This is a genomic window from Calyptranema fuscum S582, assembly GCF_055793305.1.
This window is the reverse complement of record NZ_JBSLYH010000012.1, coordinates 1-17,516: the sequence shown is the minus strand read 5'-3', so window position 1 is coordinate 17,516 and position 17,516 is coordinate 1. Positions and strand designations below refer to the sequence as shown.

The window sequence follows — 17,516 nt, the reverse complement described above, 5'->3', positions numbered from 1 at the left end:
GTCTCAATCTGGCAAGTTAGACATATAGCCGTTACAGCGAGGGCGATCGCGCCTAATCCTCTTAACTCTCCTGAATTACTACCTATCTTCAGCTCGCCAACGTCAATTCGTAATGCAACTCTAGTATTTCATCAGGTTGCAGGACTGCGATCGCATACTCATGCCCTTGTAAATCGGCAAATTCGACTAAATATTGGGGCAATTCGCCTGGGTAAATCTCAAGGACTGTGCCTACCTGTCCGATGGGTAAACATGAAAGGGATTGATACTCCGGTTCAATCAGTGTGAGGCGATCGCGGGTAATTGGTTTTAAGTTCGCAATAGTATCAAGGACTTTCAAGCTTGCCATATTCATTCCTTACTTGATGAATGCAGAAATCAAACGAGGATTGGGTTGACTAATAGTGGTTTCCCACAGGGTACGAAGAATGATAGATCTACCGTCAGGTATAGCCCAATCGACTTTATATAATTGCCCAAAATCTGTCCCGTCCTGTTGAATCACCTCACCTTCAATTGCGGCTTCTGCAATCAATTCTCGCAAGTCTCCAGCATTTTCTACTGTAATTCCCAAAGCAGAGGCAAAGACCCTGGCTTTATGTTTACCGGAGGGATGTTCCAGATTGAGGCAGTACCCCGTTAGTTTCTCCATTGGAATGATGGCATACTCTCCTCTTGGCAATTTCATAAATTTGCGATCGCTCTACTCCTAAAGCCTCCTTCCTTAAACATAGCTAACAATTCACCATGCTGCGATCGCTGTCCAGCCCGCTACTGTCCATCATTAGGCGATCGCCTCTTCCCAAGACCTCGGAGGTTTCCCAAAACCTCCGAGGTCTCAATCTGGCAAGTTAGATAAATAGAAGCGATCGCCTTTTTCTACCTCTTGAACCTGAAATGAAGAGGTGCGATCGCCACGGTTGGGTTCGGGATAGGTAAGGGCGATCGCTTAGGTGGGGAACCCTTGAATATAAGGCTTTGACGACATTAAATAGGCACGACCAGTAGAGTTTTTCCGTAGAAAAAATCTCATCTGTCAAAATAGCTTAGGCTAATTGATACTACTGTGCTCAAGACTGCTCAAGCCTTGGACGAAGTTGACCTTAGCCAACCCTATTGCAAAACGCTATGGTATCGATAGTATGTAGATATACTGAGACACTTAGTTTAATTGCTACATCGCCAGATATCCTATTTCTACGTAATTCCTACCTGCATCCGCCATGGAAGCTCCGCTGCCCAATAATGAACGCAATCGTTTAGACGCACTCTATCGGTATCAAATTCTCGACACCGAAACAGAGCAAGCATTTGATGATTTAACCCGGCTGGCAACCCAGATTTGTCAAACGCCGATCGCTCTGATTAGCTTAGTCGATCGCGATCGCCAGTGGTTTAAATCAAACGTCGGCTTAACCGTTACCGAAACGCCTCGCAATCAAGCCTTTTGTGCGCACACAATTTTGCAATCAGAGCCGCTGATCGTTGAGGATGCCCTTTTAGACGAACGATTTGCTACCAATTCACTGGTCACTGATGAACCTCATATCCGCTTCTATGCAGGGGCATCTTTAATCACGACGGATGGCTATCAACTGGGCACCTTATGTGTGATTGATCGGATTCCGCGTCAGCTCAATGCAGAGCAGGTAGAAACGCTGCAAACCTTAAGCCGTCAGGTGGTGCATCTGCTAGAGCTACGGCGAAATTTAATGGTGTTGCAAGAACGAGAACAGCAGCTACGCCTGATTATTAATACCGAACCAGAGTGCGTCAAGATTGTCGATGCCGATGGCAAACTGTTGCAAATGAATCCGGCGGGATTGGCGATGATTGAGGTAGATCACCTCAGTACTGTTGCCGGGCAAAACATTGATGCGTTAGTTGTACCTGAACATCGGGCAGCATTTCAGGGGTTGAACCAGCGGGTTTGTCAGGGTGAAAGTGGGGTTTTGGAGTTTGACATCATTGGTCAACGGGGGACTCGGAGAAACTTAGAAACACACGCAGTGCCCTTACCGATTGATCTGGATGGAACGCTGGGGCTGCTGGCAATCACACGGGATATCAGTGAGCGCAAACAGGCAGAAGCCGAACGCGATCGCTTCTTCAATCTGTCGTTAGATCTAATGTGTACTGCCACCCCAGAGGGGTACTTTATTCGGTTGAATCCGGCATGGGAACGGACGCTGGGGTATTCTCTAGACGACCTGCAATGTACACCATTTCTTGAATTTGTTCATCCTGACGATCGATCCTCTACCATTGCTGAGTTTCAGCAGTTGATTCAGGGTGGTATCACGCCCCTGTTTGAAAACCGCTATCGCTGTCGGGATGGCTCGTATAAATGGCTTGCCTGGACGGCGGTTTCAGTCGCTGAAACCGGATTAGTGTATGCGATCGCCCGTGATGTCACCGAACGCAAGCAGTCAGACGTGGCGTTGTCTCGACTGGCTGCGATCGTAGAGTCGTCTGAAGATGCCATTATCAGCAAAACATTAGACGGCATCATTACCACCTGGAATGCGTCTGCTGAAAAAATCTTTGGCTATACTGCCAGCGACATGATTGGTAGTTCCATTGCCCGGTTGATTCCACCCGATCGCTGGGATGAAGAACCGGAAATATTGGAACGGCTGAGACGTGGAAAGGGCATTGAACATTTTGAAACGGTGCGTCAGTGTAAAGATGGCACACTGATTCATCTTTCGCTTACCCTATCGCCGATTAAAGATGCTACCGGACAAATCATTGGGGTATCTAAAATTGCCCGCGATATCACCGCGCAAAAACAGGCGGCAGAAGCGTTACAGCAAAGTGAGCACCGCTTATCAACACTGATGGATAACCTACCTGGTTATGTCTATCAGGTTGCCAACTGTCTGGACAGTACGCCTGAATTTGTCAGTGTGGGCGTGTTTGCGGTGACGGGCTATTGTCAAGACGACTATCTGGTCGATCGCACCATTACCATTGGACAGGAAATCCACCCCGACGATCGCAAAGGGGTTTGGGAACAGATACAAGAGGCTTTAGCACAGCGGCAGCCCCATGAATGTGAATATCGCATCACTACTAAAACAGGGGTCGAGAAATGGGTCTGGGAACGGGGGCATGGCATTTATTCTGACACAGGAGAATTGCTGGGGATAGAAGGCTTTGTCACCGATATTAGCGATCGCAAGCGTGCCGAAGACGAACGCAAACAAGTAGAAGCGCTACTGCAAGCCAGTCAGGCACGCTTTGAAGCCTTTATGAGCCATAGCCCTGCGGCTGCCTGGATTACCGACACCAACGGGCATATGCTGTATGCCAGTCCGACCTATTCCCGCACATTCTGTTTGCCCACGGGCGATTTAGTTGGCAAGAATGTCTTTGATATCTATACCCCAGAGTTTGCTCAAGAGTTTCTGCGAAACATCAAAACCGTTGCTAGCAGCAATGAAACAATCGAGACGATCGAGGCGGCTCCCCGCACCGATGGAACGGTTGGTAATTTTTTGGTCTATAAATTTCCCATCTCGGATGTATCGGGGCACTGCTGGGTCGGTGGCGTTGCCATCGATATTACGGCACGAAAGCAAGCAGAAGAGGCATTGCGACAGCGTGCCGAGCGCGAACGCCTGGTCAACGAAATTGCTCAACGGATGCGGCGATCGCTCGATCTCAATGAAATTCTCAATACCATTGTGGTTGAGATCCGCAATTTGTTGCAAACCGAGCGCGTATTCATCTATCAATTTGAACCGGATTGGAGCGGAACAATTACGGTTGAATCTGTTGAACCGGGCTGGCAATCGTCCTTGGGTAGCGTCGTTGAAGATAGTTTCTTTCAACAAGCAGAGGGGCGGCAATTGTATGAACAGGGGCGAATTCAAAGCGTTGTAGATGTCTATACGGCTGGCTTAACCGATTGTCATTTGGAATTGTTAGAACAGTTTCAAGTCCGGGCAAAGCTGGTTGTTCCGATTGTGCGCGAAAAAACCTTGTGGGGCTTGTTGGTTGCCAACCACTGTTCTGCACCTCGGCAATGGCAAGAATGGGAAATTGAATTGCTCAAGCAACTCTCTACGCAAATGGAGATCGCTATCCAACAATCGCAACTCTATCAACAAGTCCAGATGGAGTTATTGGAACGAAAACGAGCAGAACAAAAAAATCGAGAACAAGCCGCCCTGCTAGATGTGGCAACGGATGCCATTTTTGTCAGAGATTTAGACAACCACATTCTCTATTGGAACAAGGGTGCTGAACGGCTGTATGGTTGGACTTCGGCGGAAGCCTGTGGCAAGTCTGCGATCGCATTACTGTATCGTCAGGTGCCTGAAAACAATCAAGACATTCATCAAACTGCTCTGCGCAAGGGTGAGTGGCAAGGTGAGTTGCGGCAGATCACAAAAGATGGCAAAGAACTCATGGTTGAAAGCCGCTGGACGCTGGTACGAACGTCATCAGAACAACCCAAAGCCATTCTTACGGTCAACACCGATATTACTCAAAAGAAATTACTGGAACGGCAATTTTTGCGATCGCAACGAATGGAAAGTATTGGTACATTAGCCGGTGGCATTGCTCATGATTTGAACAATATCCTGGCACCCATTCTCATGTCGGTTCAACTCTTGCGGATGAAATGTAACGACCCCCAAAGTGAGCATTGGCTAGAAATTTTGGAAAGTAGCACCAAACGGGGCAGTGAATTAATCAAACAAGTACTGTCGTTTGCTCGTGGGATGGATGGTGAACACAGCGTTTTACAAATCAGACACCTGATTGCAGAAATCAAAAAAATTGCGGAAGAAACCTTTCCCAAATCGATTCAGATCTATACCCGCGTCCCCTCTGATTTATGGACAATTTCAGGGGATGCTACACATCTCCACCAGGTTTTAATGAATCTCTGTGTCAATGCCCGCGATGCCATGCCCGATGGCGGCACCCTCAGCATTAAAGCCACCAATCTTACGATGAATGAAGCCGATGCTCAGCTTCACCTGGATGCTAGAGATGGAGCCTACGTGGTGATCACGGTAACAGATACAGGCGTTGGCATTGCCGCAGATGTGTTAGATCGCATCTTTGAACCATTTTTTACGACGAAAGAAATCAACAAAGGGACTGGCTTGGGGTTATCCACCGTGATTGGCATTGTCAAAAGCCACAAGGGATTTATTACTGTGTCTAGTGAACTGGGGCAGGGCACAGAGTTTCAGGTTTTTCTCCCGGCGGCTGATGCGGAGGAAGCTGCATTGATAGATGAAATCGAGCTATTTGCCGGTCAGGGAGAATGGATTTTGGTGGTCGATGATGAAGCCCCCATTCGAGAGATGGCTAAAAACTTGCTCAAGACGTACGGATATAAAGTATTAACAGCAAGTAATGGGATTGAAGCGATCGCCCTCTATGCTCAGCACAGAGAGGATATTCGCCTGGTGTTGATTGATCTGATGATGCCTGAAATGGATGGTATAACCACGATTCGCACCCTGAAAAAAATTAATTCCACCATCAAAATCGTCACTTCTAGCGGGCTTCTATCCGGCACCGAATTACCTGCGTCCGAAAAGGCATATGTCCATTCATTCTTACCCAAACCCTACACCACTCAAGACCTTCTCAGAACCATCTATGATGCCCTTGAGAAATAAGCGGTACAAGCACTTTGCACCCGCCACAAAAAAGAATGTGTTTCAAGTCGGCGCGTTGTGCCGACTTGAAACACATCAGTAGGATACAGAAATTCTTACCGTAGTTTTCAATGGAGTTACGGTATGAAAGCCACGCGAAGCGTAGCTTTCATACCGTAAACATTACTGGGCTAAGCGCTTAGCACTCTAGTGTTGCAACTACTAAATTTTGCAACATGGGGGTTTGGGGGCTGCGTCCCCGAGAGGGGGTGAAACCCCCTCCACCCCCTCTAAAACTTTTAAGTTGATGTACTAGATTAGCGTTGCCGCAAGGTCATAGAAGTTTCGGGGCTGGTTTCGCTGCCCATTCGAGCCGTTGCCCGGACTCGATATTGGGTTCCCGGAACAGGCAATGTAGTGCGGGGCACTTCTACCCGGAATTCACCAGTGCTATCGGCGGTGACATTCTCATCCAGCAAGGTTTGCCCACCCAAATTCACCACATCCAAGACAGAAATGGCGGTTGAAACTTGTACGCGCACAGTGGCATTCGGACGGGTTTGACCCACCAACGTAAACCCGCTACTACTAACCGAATCACCATCATCAGGGCTGGTGAAGCGGGGTTGTAAAGGAACGCTGGTATCGGTCGTGGGGTTTGTATCCGGTGCTGCCGGATTGGGGCGGGTAGGACGGGTGGGACGAGGATTGCCCGTTGAGTCAGAGTCAGTGGTGGTGCTGTTCAAGGAAAATGGTTGTGCGGCAGCGGCGTAAGTGCTTTGGTTTTGGCGACGTAAGCGCCCGATAACCACCCCTTCTGTAACGCGATCGCTTGTTTGCACCGTTAACGTTGCCACATAAACCCCTGCCGACATTTCTCGGGCTGGCAATTCGCGCACCGTGCGTCCATCCTGTACCAACAAGACGGATGCTTGTGCGCCGGGAGTGCCGTTAATGGTGACGACAAAGTTTTCACCCGTTGCGACAGATGTTCCGCTGGCGCTATGCACAATCGAGGTAATTTGTGCCGCAGGCTGGGGTTGCTGCACCGTAAACGTCCACGCCATCGTCCGCTGTTCACCTCTGGTGTTGCGATACTCCACCTGAACTTGCACAGCACCCGGTGCTAACGGTTGGGTAGGACGATAGGTAAAGAAGTTTTGGGTAATCGTGCTGCGGCTGGTGACATCTCGACCATTGACCGAAATCCTGACAGAACTGGCATCCACTGCGACCCCATTTTCTGTCTCAAATTGAGCAGAGATAGAGGTGTCGGGGGTAACGTTCTGGCTATTGGTTGCCGGACTCAGATCGACCACGCGTTGAGCCAGGGCAGGGTGCAGCAATGCCGCAGGAACTAACCATAACCCAGTTGCAGCCATGAGAGTAAATAGAGACTTTTTCATACTTAACCAACTTAGTCCATCCGTATATAACAATTCTGATTGCATGAAGTGCAAGGCATTGTGAGCAGCGCTCCGCGCAACTCTGACACAGCACCCATAATCTATCTAGACGCAAAGCGCTATAGATAGTTCTGTAGAGCTGTTCATGATGGGGATCATCCGGGGATCATCCGTATATTGACATCATCCAGACGATGAAACCCATTCAAGTAAACCCGTCTGTTTGTTTTCAAAAATGCGGCGCTGCCACGCTTTCAAAAATAAGCCTCCACTCCTATTAAATCCCCAATCCTGAATCCCTATCATCGTCAATAGGAGAGGAATATGAAGGGAAAGGGATCTATCCCTGGCTTTATTTCCCACCTGATTTGTCGATAGTTGTACCGAAGCGTAAGAATGAGCGTTAGGGTTGTCATGTGACGTGCGGCGTTATCTCGTTCTCTCATCACACACTTTAAGAAGCAAAAATACGTGCTGAAGTTCCGGTGTTGGTAGTGGTATTCATGTCATGATTTTTTCGGGACTGCCCCGGTGTTTACAGCGCTTTGCGCTTGAGTAAGACATAGTCGGTTTTGTGAGAGCCGCGCTCCGCGCGGCTCTCACAAAACTAATCTGGTTTTAAGCGATTGAAAATCGCTGTAGCTCACGACAGGATGATGGTTTAAGATGAATTTTTTCATGGGGTGTGCCATCTGGGCTTACAAAGATTGGGTGGGTGATCTATACCCAGCAGGGAGCCGTGCTACTGATTTTTTGCATCTTTACAGTCGGCGTTTTACAACAGTTGAGGGCAACACAACCTTTTATTCCATCCCCGATGCCAAAACGGTCGCACGTTGGGCAGAGCAAACGCCCGATGGGTTTGAATTTTGCCTGAAACTGCCACGACAGATTACCCACCAGGGGTTGCTGGCTCCAACAATTCCAGAGGCGATCGCATTTGTTAAGCATATGAGTGGATTGGGCGATCGCCTGGGTCCCGTATTTGCCCAACTACCTCCCAGTTATAGCCCTGCCCAATGGGATGATCTATTGACGTTTTTGCGAGCGTGGCAGCATGACCTTGCTCCCTTAGCGCTAGAGGTGCGGCATTTGGATTGGTTTAAGGAACCGTATGCCAGCCAACTGAATGAAACCTTGCAAACCATGGGGATCGGGCGAGTGCTGCTGGATACGCGCCCCATTTATGAGTGTGACGATGATCCACAATTACAGTCTGAACGGCGCAAACCCAGATTGCCCTTACAACCCGTGATCACCGCTGACTTTAGTCTAATTCGCTATATCAGCCATCCCGATCAGGCATTTAATCACGCTTTTTTAAGCGAATGGGTGCCGCAGATAGGCGAGTGGTTAGCTCAGGGAAAACGAATTTATTTCTTTGTCCACTGTCCTGTAGAAGCGCGATCGCCCAGCAATGCTCGCTATGCTCAACACCTTTTAGAGCAACATGGAATTGCGGTGCCCCCGTTACCCTGGAATCAGCTAGAGGAGATAGAGGTGGTATCTAGTCCAACACAATTGAGTTTGTTTTGAGTTTGTTTTGAGAAGGATTTTATTTTATCTCGTCGGACGATACTGTTGTTAGTTTTTGGGAACGGCGCGCGCCGCGCGCCGTTCCCAAAAACTAACAACAGATTGGCAACATGACCTGTCGGAACTAGATCTTTGGTGTACAGTCCAAGTAATCATCAACGCTTGCATGAAGGGGAGATTCGGCATGAAGGGATTAAAAGTCGGGACACTATCACTTTTGGTTGTGGGTAGTCTATTCTATGCCAATCCTGCCAGGGCACAACTGAGCAGCAATCTGACCGTAGATGTGGTTGGGTTACAGAGCCAGGAAGGCAACCTCTGCCTCAAATTATTTTCGGGCAGTCAGGGATTTCCAAATGACAACGAAAGTGCAGTTCAACGCATCTGTGTGGCGATCGCAGAGGGTTCTTCCCCATCAGACGAATCCACATCCGAACCCCCATCTGAATCGACCTCCGAACCCGCATCTGAGACTACATCTGAATCCACCTCTGAGCCGACATCCGAATCCACACCCGCATCGGCTTCTGAAGAAACCGAAGAGACAGCCCCTAGCACTCCCGAAATCCCCTTCAGCTACACGTTTGAAAATCTGCCATCAGGCACCTATGCTGTTGCCATCTACCACGATAGCAACGGCGATGAAGTCCTCAATCGCGGTGCCTTTGGTATGCCGATCGAAGGCTATGGATTTTCAAACAATGCTCCCGCGACCGATGGACCTCCTCGCTTTGCGGATGCTGTTGTGTTAGTGGCTGGTAGTAGTCCGGCAATCCAGATTCAACTGAGATATCCTCAATAGCAGACTGGTTCGGTTGATCTAGCCTGTGTCGCAGTATGCTTAAGATAAGCTCAATTTTTAGTTCAGTTGGGAACTGTTCTGAATCATGTTCCCAACTCTTCTCTGCTAGTGCTCCAGGCGCAAAAGCTCCATTGTTCATCATCCTCAACCCATTGATTGCATCTATAGCCCGTGACTGCTTCTTCTAAACTCGTCTCTTTAGTAAAAGATCCCGAACGGCTAGAATCTCGGCTAAAGGAAATTCCCCAGGAGCCGGGTGTTTATTTCATGCGGGATGTGAATGACCACATTCTTTACATCGGCAAATCAAAAAGTTTGCGATCGCGGGTTCGTTCATACTTTCGGGATGATCCTCACCGCAGTCCACGCACGGCATTGATGGTGATGCAGGTCGTCGAGATCGAATTTATCGTCACCGATACCGAAGCTGAAGCCCTCGCCCTAGAAGCGAATTTAATTAAGCAGCAACAACCCCATTTCAACGTTTTACTCAAGGACGATAAAAAGTATCCCTATCTCTGCGTCACCTGGTCTGAAGATTATCCTCGGATTTTTATCACCCGCAAGCGTCGTGCCGGTAAAGCACGCGATCGCTACTACGGTCCCTATGTAGATGTGGGCTTGCTGCGGCGCACCTTACACCTGGTCAAACGGGTATTTCCGTTGCGGCAACGTCCACAACCATTGTTTAAAGATCGCCCGTGTTTAAACTATGACATTGGGCGGTGTCCGGGCGTGTGTCAGCGATTAATTTCCCCAGAGGACTATCACAAGATCGTTCAGAAAGTAGCCATGATTTTCCAGGGTCGAACCAAAGAACTGGAAGATATCCTCACGGCGCAGATGGAAAAAGCGGCAGAAGAGTTAAATTTTGAATATGCGGCTCGACTCCGCGACCAGATTCGCGGGCTTGAGTTATTAGGAGCCGACCAAAAAGTAGCATTGCCGGATGATACGGTGTCGCGAGATGCGATCGCCCTGATGGCAGATGATCATCATGCCTGTGTGCAACTGTTTCAGATTCGAGCCGGACGTTTGGTTGGACGTTTGGGATTCGTTGCTGATGCGCAATCAGGAACACCGGGCGAAATTCTTCAGCGCGTTCTGGAAGAACATTATTCTACCGTTGAGAGTGTCGAAATTCCAGCCGAAATTCTGGTGCAACACGAACTCCCAGAGAGCGAGATTTTATCCGAATTTCTGACGCAACGACGGGGGCGCAAAGTGTCGCTTTATTTACCTCAACGGCAGAGTAAAGCAGAGCTGATTGATATGGTCGAGCGCAATGCGGGATATGAACTAGCTCGCACCCAACGGTTTGCCGATCGCAATAATCAGGCAATGCTCGATCTGGCAGAAATTCTCGACTTACCTGATCTGCCCCATCGCATCGAAGGCTATGACATCTCCCATATTCAGGGGGCAGATGCCGTGGCGTCTCAGGTGGTGTTTGTCGATGGATTACCAGCCAAACAACACTATCGGCATTACAAGATCAAAAATCCGACCGTGCGATCGGGGCATTCCGATGACTTTGCCAGCATGGCAGAGGTGATTCGTCGGCGATTTCGCAAGTATGCGAAGCCAGACTCCGGCGTCAGCCAATCGCAACAGACAGATGATAGGCTTTCCTCTGCTGCATCTCTGTCTCCTACCCCTGTCTCTCCGGTCAGCCATGCCGATTTCCCCGACCTGATCATGATTGATGGTGGCAAAGGGCAACTTTCAGCGGTGGTAGACGTTCTCAGAGAGATGAATCTGCTCGAAGACGTTAAGGTGGTTAGTCTTGCCAAACAACGAGAAGAAATCTTTTTGCCTGGTGAATCGTTACCCCTGGTGACAGAGGCAGAACAACCGGGTGTGCAATTATTGCGTCGCTTGCGCGATGAAGCACACCGATTTGCTGTGAGTTTCCATCGTCAACAACGCAGCGATCGCATGAAGCGATCGCGTTTAGAAGAAATTCCGGGTCTGGGACATTTGCGGCAAAAGCAACTGCTTGCCCACTTTCGTTCGATTGATTACTTGCGGGAAGCCAAACCCGAACAAATTAGCGAAGTACCTGGAATCGGTCCCAAGATGGCACAACAAATTTACAACTACTTCCATCCCCAACTGATTGAAGACCCCCTTCTTGAAGACCCCCTGCAATCGCAAGAAAACTAGCAGACAAACTTATGCGGGTGTTGTGAGAGAGCCGCGCTCCGCGCGGCTCTCTCACAACACCTTGTACGTCACGTTAGCTGATAGTGCGACATGGTCTAGATTCCAAACAGAGTTTGAATGCGTTTTCGCATCCAAATCAAAGGAGTTTCCGATAAAATTTCATCGGCACTAAATAAGCCCATGTCTCGTAAGGCTTGCTGTCGTTCTGCCAATTTTTGGGCAATTTGGTCAGCTAACCCAGAATGATTGACTAACAGTTTTTGCAGATCATCGCGATCGATAATAAATAGAGTACTTTCTTCTAACGTTCTCACGGTCGCAGATCGGGGCGCACCTAACAGCAAAGACATTTCGCCAAAAAATTCGCCCGCGTGGAGCGTCGCAATGTATTTATCAGTCCGTTGAGAAAAGACTTCAACACACCCTGTGAGAATGATGTAAAAGGAGTCTCCCGGATCGTTTTCTCGGCAAACGACTTGTTGGATGGGAAATAGTTGTCGATACCCATATTCAATCAATTGCCGCAGTTCCAGATCAGTACATTGTTCAAAGTACGTGACCCGACGCAGTAAATCGCGCAAACTCCAGTTGCTGACTGGGGTAGATTTTCGGTTGTATGCAGGGGTATTGGGTTCCGAGGATGGCGGCGAGTTATGGTTGGGCGGATGCGTGGGTGCAGGCTCCAGGATCGATAGGGACGTATCTATCGAGCTAAATACGGTTTTAATTTCTTGCAGGTTGCGGATGTGGACATCTCGTTGGGGGTACGGAATGTCGATCTGCCGCTGACTCAGTTCGCGCTCGATCAGAAAATTGAGAGAACTTCGAATCGGTTCCGTTTCCTCCGGTCGATCGATCCACACCAATAACTCAAAATCAAGTGAGCTTTCACCAAACGAGCGAAACCAAACTTTCGGTGCAGGTGAGGGCATCACTAAGGATTCCCTGCGAGCAGCGGCAAGCAAGGCTTCGGTGACTAAAACGGAGTCACTGCCGTAGGCAACCGAAACAGGAATGTGGATGCGGCATCGGGGCGCATGGTAGCTCCAGTTGATAATATTTTGTTCAACAAATCTGAGATTGGGGACGATGACAAATAGGTCGTCAGGGGTGCGCACGATGGTAGACCGCATCGAGATTTTTTCGACCGTTCCCAATAAACCATCAATTTCAACATAATCTCCAACTTTGATCGGTTGTTCAAACAGCAGCGTCAGACCGCTGACAAAATTGCTCGTCAGATTTTGTAAACCAAAGGCAAACCCAATTCCTACAGTTCCGGCAAGTACGGTGAGGGAACTCAGGTTGATGCCAGCAGTTTGGAGCAAAATTAATAACCCAAACAGCGCCAGCACATACCCTGTAATGGTAGCGATCGCCTCTCTGACACCCCGTTCTAACCGATGGAGTAGGCGTCGTTTAATCCACTCGCTGATGGCACGAGATGCCAGAAAAATGGCGATCGCGAGCAACAACAGAATGGCAAGCGAACTGATGGAAAGCTGGCGATCGCCAATGGCTAAAATGGGCGTGTTGAGAAAATGGGCGATCGCAGCAAGTGCTTTCTGGGTTTGTATCGAAATCCATTCCATAGGCGGCGAGGGCAAAACCTGATGCTAGAAGAACAGTGACGAAAATCCTATGAGTCAAGTGCTCTGTAGGGGCGCACCGCTGTGCGCCCTTACCCAAGAATTACAGGTTATTAAATCCATGATCCTTAGTACATCGCACCACGATTAGGGAACGGAATTCGGGGTGCAGGGGTGGAACCCCTGGCTGGGGGCGCAGCCCCCCACCCCTTGGTTTTATGTCCGAATCCTATCGATTAGGGAACGGAATTCGGGGTGCAGGGGTGGAACCCCTGGCTGGGGGCACAGCCCCCACACCCCCTGGTTTTATGTCCGAACCCTATCGATTGGGGAACGGAATTCGGGGTGCAGGGGTGGAACCCCTGGCTGGGGGCGCAGCCCCCACACCCCCTGGTTTTATTTCCGAACCCTATCTGTGAATAGCAGTACCTAGTGTTGCAAACACGAAATTTTGCAATATGGGGGTTTGGGGGCTGCGCCCCCAAGAGGGGGTAAAACCCCCTCCACCCCCTCTAAAACTTTTAAGTTGGTGTACTAGATTGAATAGAGATACAAAGTGCGGCTGCTCAATCACGTAGTGAACATTATTCAAATCGGGTTTGAGGCAAGGGGGGCAATGTTTGCGATATCCTGTAAACAGGACAGGTTACAGAACTTCACAATATTTCCTGCACCGATGGTTCTTGCACCAATGAAACTCTTGTATCTATGAAATGTATTATTAACCGCCGCGCCCAGTTTTCGGCAAGTCATCGTTATTGGTTGCCAGACCTGAGTGATGCAGAAAATGCCAAGCAGTTTGGGCAATGCGCCAAGGCTCCCGGACACGGACACAACTATGTGTTGTATGTTTCGATGGTGGGTGAACTGGATGACTATGGCATGGTGCTGAACTTGTCAGATGTCAAGCAAATTATCAAACGAGAAGTCACCAGCCAGCTCGATTTTTCGTATCTCAATGAGGTTTGGCACGAATTTCAGCATACCTTACCCACCACTGAAGCGATCGCCCAGGTAATCTGGAATCGTCTGTCGCCTCATCTTCCTCTGGTCTGCATTCAACTATTCGAACATCCTGAACTCTGGGCTGAATATAAAGGAAACGGTATGGAAGCTTATCTCACCATCAGCACCCACTTTAGTGCGGCACATCGGTTGGCACTGCCTCATCTCACCTTAGAACAAAACTCTGAAATTTACGGCAAGTGCGCTCGTGTCAATGGACATGGGCATAACTATCATCTGGAAGTAACGGTGAAGGGCGACATCGATCCACGAACGGGCATGATTGCCGACCTGGTCAAGCTACAAACGGCGATCGATGACCATATTGTCGAACCCCTCGACCATACGTTTCTCAACAAAGATATTCCCTATTTCGAGAAAGTCGTGCCTACTGCCGAAAATATTACCGTCTATATTCGGGATACGCTGCGGCAACCGATCAAAATGGCAGGCGCACAGTTACACAAAGTCAAATTGATTGAAAGCCCCAACAATTCGGCTGAGGTCTACTGCACCGAGTCCATCGCCGATAGCCGTGACATACACCAGCACGAACCGATCTTAGCCTCTGTTTAGGTAGCAGCATGAGTTTGAGCGTGAAACCAACAGCTTCACGCTCAAACCCACCTGCTCTATAACTAGTGTTGCAACTACTAAATTTTGCAACATGGGGGTTTGGGGGCTGCGCCCCTACGCAGAGGTTCTCCCCCTGCACCCACCGACGTGCATGGCGCTAGATCGAAAGATGTTTTTGCGAGCCACGCTCCGCGTGGCTCGCAAAAACATCTACTCTATCACTCGGTTTAGACTGTCCTTATTCAGAAGCCGCGTTAGACGCAGCCAGGGCAGTTTTTGCCTGATCTTGACGCATCAAGCCATACTCCAATCCTTCTACCACCGCTTGATACGAAGCTTCGATAATATTTCCCGAGACCCCGACCGTTGTCCAGCGCTGATGACCGTTGCTAGATTCAACCAAAACGCGCGTTTTGGCAGAGGTGCCTGCGGCTCCATCTAGAATTCGCACTTTGTAATCCGTCAGATAGAAGGTTGAAATAATTGGATAGAAATTCAGCAACGCTTTACGCAATGCTGCATCCAGTGCTGAGACAGGTCCATTTCCTTCGGCAGCTTCCAGAATTTCTTGCCCGTTAATCATCACCTTCACGGTTGCCAGCGAATGGGTCAGCCACTCCTCAACCTTGGGGATCATGTCACAGCGGACATGGAAATCTTTGATATCAAAAAAGATTTGCCGCTGTCTTAATGCCTCGCGCATCAACAGTTCAAAACTGGCTTCGGCTGCCTCAAACTGATACCCCTGATTTTCCAAAACTTTCAAATGTTGCAAAATCTGACGGCAGGTGGGGTCTTCTTTATCGAGATTAATTCCAAACGTATGCGCCTTTGCCAAAACATTGCTTAAACCCGCTTGATCAGAAATGACGATCCGGCGGCGATTGCCAATTTGTTCGGGCTGGATGTGCTCATAGGTGAGCGGGTTGCGCTCGACCGCACTGACATGGATGCCGCCTTTGTGGGCAAAGGCAGATAAGCCGACAAAGGGTGCATGATCATCGGGTGCCAGGTTCACGACTTCGCTAATCAAACGGCTGGTATCGGTCACTCGCACCAGTTGATCATCGCGAACGCAACGATAGCCGAGTTTCAGTTGCAAATTGGGGATCAGGGTGCAAAGGTTGGCATTGCCGCACCGTTCACCATAGCCGTTGATCGTGCCTTGCACCATTCTGGCTCCTTCCATTACGGCAGATAGGGCATTGGCGACGGCAGTTCCAGAGTCGTTATGGGTGTGAATTCCTAGTTGTAATAATGGTTCGCTGGCAGACGGTGCCGCACCAGGTGAAGAAAACTTAAACCGCTGCATCACTTCCCTGACGATCGCCGACACGTCGTGGGGCAATGTGCCGCCATTGGTATCGCAGAGAACCAGCCATTCTGCACCCCCTGCGATCGCCGCTTCCAGGGTTTTTAGAGCATAGTCGGGGTTGTGTTTGTAACCATCAAACCAATGTTCTGCATCGTAGATGACTCGCCGTTCCTGGCTGCGGAAAAATTCAATGGTGTCTTGAATCATCGCCAGATTTTCTGCCAGCGTGGTTTGCAAGCCTTCCGTCACATGCAAATCCCAAGACTTGCCAAATAAGGTAATCCAGCGGGTACCTGCCGCCAAAACAGGTTGCAGCATAGGGTCTGTTGCAGCCGTTTTACCCGGACGACGGGTTGAACAAAAGGCAACCACCTCCGCCTGGGTCAGCGGTTCTTCTTTGATTTGCCAGAAAAATTGCACATCTTTAGGATTGGCACCGGGCCACCCCCCTTCGATAAAGGGGATACCCATCTGGTCTAACTCACGGGCGATTCGCAGTTTGTCATCAATCGAGAGCGATAGCCCTTCTCGCTGGGCACCATCTCTCAGGGTGGTGTCATAAATCCAGAGAAAGCGGTCGTTTGTGGCGTTAGTATTCTCGGACACAGGCTCTACAGTCATGAGATCGATAGGAAGAAAGGGAAGCTAAAACAAAAATGCAAAAGCATAGAAAGGCGATCGCTCCCTTTCTATTCTCTCACGCACATCCGCCACCTCTTTTGGGGTCGTAGATTTGAGAAAACCCAATCCTGTTTGAGAGAATGATAGCGAAGCCGTCACTCTCTCAAAAAAACAACAGGTTTTCCGTCCAAATTTATAGCCGGGTGCAGAAATACCATTAGAGGCGGCAAGCTTAGCTTACCGCCTCTGTGAACGAATCGAAATGCTCAAATCGACCCGTTACCCTCTTTCTTTGTTAAATTATCCTCTTTTTTGCAAGGAAGCCAGCATTTGCTGCCTCACCTGAGCTGCCCACTGGTCAAAATCAAAATTTCGGCTATTCGGAGGAGCAGTCGGTCGCACTTCTTTAAGACCGTCCTGCTTGATGCTGATGTTATCCATGGTTGTTTCGCTTCCAAATTTAAGGGCTTTAAGCAATACGAGCGATTCGTGCAATGGTCGTGGAATTACTGATGATCCCAATCCCCTAATTTTTTCCTACACGATGGGAGTTAAGAGGCTGTGCCTGCTGAACAGGACTGAGTCCCTATCCCATCTCTGCCAAGCTCCGGAATCTACTTTAGAGAACGGTTCATATCCTGATCCTAGCGAGACAAACCGGATTATTGCCGCCCCTACCATGCAAAAAACGCATGATTAAAATACGCTTTTTGCATCGATCTGGCAGCACACGGGTTTCTCTGCCCAAAGGCACAGTCCTAAAAAAAGTCCTGCTAGTGAGTCCTGACATTTGTAGCCATTTTCAATGGTGTGGCGGACAAGTTATGGTGTGAGAACCCGACTCCGCATGGCTCTCACGCCAGAACCGGAATC

Annotated in this window: 12 protein-coding genes; 6 read left to right on the top strand and 6 right to left on the bottom strand. The window is 49.2% G+C overall.

The genetic code is table 11. The features are described 5' to 3' along the window. Nucleotides 1–88: 88 nt before the first annotated feature. Nucleotides 89–349, bottom strand: a complete 261-nt coding sequence (locus tag ACR6Z4_RS10425; RefSeq protein WP_479717200.1) for a DUF4926 domain-containing protein — start codon at nucleotides 347–349, stop codon at nucleotides 89–91. A gap of 9 nt (nucleotides 350–358) precedes the next feature. Beyond that, nucleotides 359–688 carry a DUF6883 domain-containing protein gene (locus ACR6Z4_RS10420; RefSeq protein ID WP_479717199.1) on the bottom strand — a complete coding sequence of 110 codons (330 nt, stop codon included), beginning with the start codon at nucleotides 686–688 and terminating at the stop codon, nucleotides 359–361. 535 nt (nucleotides 689–1,223) lie between these two features. On the opposite strand from ACR6Z4_RS10420, the gene ACR6Z4_RS10415 reads away from it, so the two are divergent. Then, nucleotides 1,224–5,648 carry a PAS domain S-box protein gene (locus ACR6Z4_RS10415; RefSeq protein WP_479717198.1) on the top strand — a complete coding sequence of 1,475 codons (4,425 nt, stop codon included), beginning with the start codon at nucleotides 1,224–1,226 and terminating at the stop codon, nucleotides 5,646–5,648. Nucleotides 5,649–5,944: 296 nt separating this feature from the next. Here ACR6Z4_RS10415 and ACR6Z4_RS10410 read toward each other — a convergent pair whose 3' ends face one another. Next, nucleotides 5,945–7,033: a hypothetical protein gene (locus ACR6Z4_RS10410; protein WP_479717197.1), complete on the bottom strand. Its 1,089-nt coding sequence runs from the start codon at nucleotides 7,031–7,033 to the stop codon at nucleotides 5,945–5,947. Nucleotides 7,034–7,699: 666 nt separating this feature from the next. Here ACR6Z4_RS10410 and ACR6Z4_RS10405 point away from each other — a divergent pair. The 3 genes from ACR6Z4_RS10405 (at nucleotide 7,700) to uvrC (ending at nucleotide 11,537) form a co-directional block, all read left to right on the top strand. After that, the gene (locus ACR6Z4_RS10405) at nucleotides 7,700–8,569 is read left to right on the top strand and encodes a DUF72 domain-containing protein (RefSeq protein WP_479717196.1); all 870 of its coding nucleotides are present in this window, start codon (nucleotides 7,700–7,702) and stop codon (nucleotides 8,567–8,569) included. A gap of 184 nt (nucleotides 8,570–8,753) precedes the next feature. After that, nucleotides 8,754–9,371: a DUF2141 domain-containing protein gene (locus tag ACR6Z4_RS10400; RefSeq protein ID WP_479717195.1), complete on the top strand. Its 618-nt coding sequence runs from the start codon at nucleotides 8,754–8,756 to the stop codon at nucleotides 9,369–9,371. 171 nt (nucleotides 9,372–9,542) lie between these two features. Further along, nucleotides 9,543–11,537 (top strand): excinuclease ABC subunit UvrC, encoded by a 1,995-nt coding sequence (gene uvrC / locus ACR6Z4_RS10395; protein WP_479717194.1) that lies wholly within the window; start codon nucleotides 9,543–9,545, stop codon nucleotides 11,535–11,537. Between the two features lie 95 nt (nucleotides 11,538–11,632). Here the strand turns inward: uvrC and ACR6Z4_RS10390 are convergent, their stop codons facing one another. Next, nucleotides 11,633–13,129: a cyclic nucleotide-binding domain-containing protein gene (locus ACR6Z4_RS10390; protein ID WP_479717193.1), complete on the bottom strand. Its 1,497-nt coding sequence runs from the start codon at nucleotides 13,127–13,129 to the stop codon at nucleotides 11,633–11,635. Nucleotides 13,130–13,344: 215 nt separating this feature from the next. On the opposite strand from ACR6Z4_RS10390, the gene ACR6Z4_RS10385 reads away from it, so the two are divergent. Further along, the gene (locus ACR6Z4_RS10385) at nucleotides 13,345–13,545 is read left to right on the top strand and encodes a hypothetical protein (RefSeq protein ID WP_479717192.1); all 201 of its coding nucleotides are present in this window, start codon (nucleotides 13,345–13,347) and stop codon (nucleotides 13,543–13,545) included. Between the two features lie 289 nt (nucleotides 13,546–13,834). Next, complete coding sequence (locus ACR6Z4_RS10380; protein WP_479717191.1) at nucleotides 13,835–14,707, top strand: 6-carboxytetrahydropterin synthase; 873 nt, start codon at nucleotides 13,835–13,837, stop codon at nucleotides 14,705–14,707. Nucleotides 14,708–14,945: 238 nt separating this feature from the next. On the opposite strand, the gene cimA is transcribed toward ACR6Z4_RS10380, so the two are convergent. Both cimA and ACR6Z4_RS10370 read right to left on the bottom strand, forming a co-directional pair. Then, nucleotides 14,946–16,643 carry a citramalate synthase gene (gene cimA / locus ACR6Z4_RS10375; protein ID WP_479717190.1) on the bottom strand — a complete coding sequence of 566 codons (1,698 nt, stop codon included), beginning with the start codon at nucleotides 16,641–16,643 and terminating at the stop codon, nucleotides 14,946–14,948. A 300-nt stretch (nucleotides 16,644–16,943) separates the two neighbouring features. After that, nucleotides 16,944–17,084, bottom strand: coding sequence for a hypothetical protein (locus ACR6Z4_RS10370; protein WP_479717189.1), 141 nt, complete (start codon nucleotides 17,082–17,084; stop codon nucleotides 16,944–16,946). Nucleotides 17,085–17,516: the final 432 nt, after the last annotated feature.